This window comes from Pseudomonas sp. SF2 (assembly GCF_036858055.1).
Lineage (GTDB): Bacteria > Pseudomonadota > Gammaproteobacteria > Pseudomonadales > Pseudomonadaceae > Aquipseudomonas.
Map to the genome: position 1 here is coordinate 1 of NZ_JAMBDI010000040.1, position 4,402 is coordinate 4,402.

Below are 4,402 nucleotides of genomic sequence, written 5' to 3' on the forward strand. Positions count from 1 at the left end.
CGCCTACACCATGGTGCACAAGGCGCCACAGCGAACCCTGGGCTGAGCCCTTTAATGAAAGGAACCCGCACACTGCGGGTTCTTTTCATTGTGATCCAAACTGCTGTCGATACTGGCTTGGGGTCACTCCGATACGCTCGCAGAACACCTTGCGCATGTAGCGAGCACTGCAAAAACCGCATCGCGAGGCGATGGTTTTGAGTGGCCAACGACCAGCAGCACCTTCGCCACTTCCAGGGCTAATTCTTTGCCGTGATCCTCTGCAACGATCGCTAGCGCCATGTCGATTTCAGCGGTGATACCGCTGCTGGTCACAAGATTGCGATCCATCACAAAGATCTGCTCTGCTTCGACCTTAGGATCAGGAACTGCATGAATAGATATCCTGAGTGCAAAGCACTCAGTCCTGATCCGTCGGATGCAATCGTCATATGCATTGTCGATGACGATTCATCTGTGCGAAAGAGCCTCTCGAACCTATTGCGCTCAGCAGGATTTGATACCCTGGCATTCGCGTCAGGGGAGGACTTCCTTGCCTCGCCACCTGCTTTGAAGGCCGGTTGTGCCTTGCTCGACCTCAAAATGAAAGGGCTGTCGGGTGCGGATGTGCAGAAAGAGCTGTGCCGGCTGCAAAGCCGCTTGCCGGTTATCTGCATGTCAGCTCATTGGGACGATAGTGCTCCATCAGGGGCGATGTACCATGGTGCGATTGCATGCCTTTCAAAACCGTTCACGGAAGAAGCCTTGCTCGAAGCGGTCGACGAGGCGACTCAAGGTTCTGATCAGTGAGTACCAAACTCCTTTGAGCGCGGCCTCGGAGCACAGTTTTTCAAGAGTTCTGGCAGCTGGCTAAATACTCTCTAGGCTCACCCTTTCTCTGAGAGCCTGAAATGTCTAGCCTCCGAATCCTTCTCGTTTCTGCTGCGCTATTGAGCGCGAATGTCTCGTGGGCACAGCCGCCTGCGCCCATTCATACCCAAGTGCCAGGTTACTTCCGCCTAGCAGTGGGTGATTACGAGGTCACCGCACTCTTCGACGGATACAACGATCTGGGGCCGAGCCTGTTGGAAGGACTTGCCCCTGAAAAAATCCGTCAGCAACTGGTAGAGAATGCCGTTGACCCCGAGCGTATGCAGACCTCGTTCAACGCCTTTGTCGTGAATACCGGTAAGCACCTTGTGCTGGTAGATAGCGGTGCTGGGCATTGCCTACCTCAGACGGCCGGATCGCTGGAGTCGAACCTTCGCACCTCTGGTTACAAGCCAGAGCAAATCGATACCGTCCTCCTCACCCACATGCATTTGGATCACGTCTGCGGTTTGGTGACCGAATCGGGTAAGGCCCTGTTCCCGAATGCCCAGGTCTACGCCACCAAAGCTGAGGCGGATTATTGGTTGAGCCCGCAAGAGAAAGCCAAAGCGCCGGCAGGTGGCAAAGAGTACTTTGACATCGCAGTCAATTCGCTCAAGCCATACCGTGACGCTGGCCGCTTCAAGACATTCACCCCGCCTCAGCCGCCTATTCGTGAGGTGGAAGTCATAGCCAGAGCTGGCCATACACCCGGCAGCGTGACTTACCGGTTCGAATCGGGTGGCAAAGCCATCGTTTTCATTGGTGACCTGATCCACAGTGCTGCGGTGCAGTTCGATCATCCCGAGGTTTCTATTCACTTCGACACAAAACCTGAACAAGCGATTGCTTCCCGCAAAGAGGAATTCAACGATCTGGCCGAGCGGGGCGAATGGCTTGCAGCAGCGCATCTGCCGTTTCCAGGCATCGGCCATTTGACTATGAATGGCCAAGCATATCGTTGGGTACCTGCTTTGTTTGGACCTTATCAACGTGCCGCTGAAGTCCCGCTGCTCAAGTAGTCCAGATCGGCTGATGCTTGTCGGCCAGGGCACATCTCGCAAGTGAGTCGGGCAGTTTTGTGTCGCCGCATGTCTCCACACGCGAAAAGCCCGTGCATCACTGCACGGGCTCGGATGGGGATATTGTCGGATGAATCAGGACAGGATGGTTGAAAGCTATGGGTTTTAAACGGATCACCGTGCTGTGCCGGTGGCGTTGTCTGCGGTATGGATGCCATTCTGAAGTGCATATCGGATAGGGACAATCAGGCAAAAGCAAGAACTTTTGATTTAAAAAAAGGGACAATCAAGTGGACCGATTTGAATGCATGCGGACCTTCATAGCCACCGTTGACGCCAGCGGATTCACGGCGGCGGCGAGGATTCTGCATGTACCGCGCTCTAAGGTGAGTAAACAAATCCAGGCGCTGGAAGAAGCGCTTGGAGTACAGCTGCTGCATCGCACGACCCGCAGCCTGCACCTGACGGAAGCAGGCTGCGAATACTACGAAGCGTGTCGAGAAGTGGTGGCTTCGTTGGATGAGGCGGAGCAACGAGCACGGAGTGGATTGGCGCAAGTCCAAGGCGTATTACGAGTAAACGCTCCGATGTCCTTCGGTCTATGCCGTCTGGGTCCGCTGCTCCCTCAATTTCATGCGCTGTATCCGAAGGTAGAACTGCAGCTTGTTCTGAGTGATCAGCAGGTCGATCCTATCAAGGGCGGCTTCGACGTCACGATCCGCATTGCGAGTCTTGCTGACTCCTCGCTAGTAGCCAAGCATCTCTCTCCCGCACCGAGGGTCCTGGTTGCTTCACCAGGTTATTTGGCTCAGCACGGCTTTCCTGAAACGCCTAAGGACCTGGCCTGTCACAAATGCCTCAATTATGGGTATCTGCAGAGCGGCGCTAGCTTGCAACTGAGCAACGGAAAAGAAATCCAGCGTGTTCACGTGACCGGACCGCTGCACGCCAACAATGGCGATTTGCTTGCGCAGGGTGCAGAGGCGGACATGGGTATTGCCTTGTTGCCATTGTTTATCGTGGACAAGGCGTTGGCCGAGGGGAGGTTGGTTCAGGTGCTGAAAGATTGGGAGGCCCCGCCCATTTCAATTCATGCGGTTTATCCCACAGCTCGAAGGGTCCCGCTCAAGACACGGGCCTTCCTGGACTTTCTCGCCGCTGAGCTCCGGATTCCGGAGACTGCAGCGGTATCTTAGGTATGATTCTTGTGACGCAAAGAGGGTTGCACCTGAGGGTCACACAACCTTGGGTTTCGGAGTAAAGGCCGGTGCCTTGAAAACCCAGGCGCCTGGCCCGGTGATAGCCAAACCGACAAACAATACAGCGAACAACCAGGCGAATTGTGCTTCCTCCAACGTCCATTCCGGATGCACTACTAATAGGGCAACACCGAGGACGGCCAAGACCGGGAGGCAAGCAAGGCGTGCAAATATGCCGAGTATGAGCAAGATGGGGCAGAGAACTTCAGCGAAGACTGCCATGGCCAACGTCAACGTCGGACCTAGGCCAAACGGATCCTCGATACGCTGTAGCTCTGTGCTCCAGTTCAGCAGCTTGGGCAACCCGTGGATCTGCAGAAGCAAAAGCGCGGCAGAGACGCGAAAAAAAAGTAGTCCCAGTGGCACCGAGATACCTGCGAGGGGGCTCTCTTTCTGCGGGAATTCAGACTTAGACATTGAGAATAAACCTCCTATCGTGACGATGACGCCTTGGATCACCGTTAAAAATGGTGCGATTGCCGCGAGCTATTTCGTAACCGGGCTTCGCATCGCATGTTTCAAAGCAGAAAGTGCTGCTCTGAAGAGCATGAGGGTGAGCCCACCAATTCCCACTGCGGCCAGACCCAGCAGCAGGTAGTCTTTTAAGCTGTCAAAGGCATACAAGATTGGCCGACCAAAGCCTGCGCCGAGGGCCAGAGCGCTACTGCACCAAAGGAGCGAGCCGAGAATGCTGTAGGCGACGAAGTGCGATTTGGGCATAGCCATTTGGCCGGCCAACAATGTTGAGACGGCGCCTGCGCCAGGTACGAATTTGGCGAAGACTAAGACTACCGGTCCATACCTCAGGTAAGCCTTCCTGCCTTGAGCGAAGGCCGCCCCCATCTTGGGAGAACCCCGACAGATTCGTCTGGTGAGGACTTCGCCGAAACGGCTGCCCATCCAGTACCAGATACTGTCCGCCACCAAGCACACAACCACAGCCATGGCGATGACCAAGGCAGGATCGGGCGCGCCGTGCTCGCTAGCGAAGGCGCCTGCAAGCACGAGTGAAGGGTAGGACGGGATTGGTAATCCAATCTGGTCGCCAAACACATTCAATGCGAGCAGCGACAATGGGTGATTGACTGCGAAGCTCTCAATTGGACTCATGGCGGCACCTCTTCTGGGCTCGACTACCGTCGGATCGCTGAACGCAGGGTGCGACGAGTCAGCGCGAAACCAGCCGCTTGAGATATAGCCTCAAGCGGCTGGTTTCACGGCTAACGGTCAGGACACCTTACGTTGGGGGGCTTTGTGCACCATGGTGTAGGC

Annotated in this window: 5 protein-coding genes and 1 pseudogene; 3 read left to right on the plus strand and 3 right to left on the minus strand. The window is 55.5% G+C overall.

What is annotated here, in order from left to right; genetic code table 11:
- Nucleotides 1-85: 85 nt before the first annotated feature.
- Nucleotides 86-354, minus strand: a pseudogene (locus M2S36_RS21265) (AraC family transcriptional regulator); the annotation flags it as partial.
- Nucleotides 355-429: 75 nt separating this feature from the next.
- On the opposite strand from M2S36_RS21265, the gene M2S36_RS21270 reads away from it, so the two are divergent.
- From M2S36_RS21270 to M2S36_RS21280, 3 genes are all read left to right on the plus strand, one after another.
- Nucleotides 430-789: a response regulator transcription factor gene (locus M2S36_RS21270; protein WP_333957801.1), complete on the plus strand. Its 360-nt coding sequence runs from the start codon at nucleotides 430-432 to the stop codon at nucleotides 787-789.
- Between the two features lie 101 nt (nucleotides 790-890).
- Nucleotides 891-1,871, plus strand: a complete 981-nt coding sequence (locus M2S36_RS21275; RefSeq protein ID WP_333957797.1) for an MBL fold metallo-hydrolase — start codon at nucleotides 891-893, stop codon at nucleotides 1,869-1,871.
- A 290-nt stretch (nucleotides 1,872-2,161) separates the two neighbouring features.
- Complete coding sequence (locus M2S36_RS21280; RefSeq protein ID WP_233688384.1) at nucleotides 2,162-3,067, plus strand: LysR family transcriptional regulator; 906 nt, start codon at nucleotides 2,162-2,164, stop codon at nucleotides 3,065-3,067.
- Nucleotides 3,068-3,106: 39 nt separating this feature from the next.
- Here M2S36_RS21280 and M2S36_RS21285 read toward each other — a convergent pair whose 3' ends face one another.
- Both M2S36_RS21285 and M2S36_RS21290 read right to left on the minus strand, forming a co-directional pair.
- Entirely contained in the window at nucleotides 3,107-3,547 is a 441-nt protein-coding gene (locus tag M2S36_RS21285) for a DoxX family protein (RefSeq protein ID WP_333957799.1), read from the minus strand.
- Nucleotides 3,548-3,616: 69 nt separating this feature from the next.
- Nucleotides 3,617-4,240, minus strand: coding sequence for a DedA family protein (locus M2S36_RS21290; RefSeq protein WP_333957800.1), 624 nt, complete (start codon nucleotides 4,238-4,240; stop codon nucleotides 3,617-3,619).
- Nucleotides 4,241-4,402 lie beyond the last annotated feature (162 nt).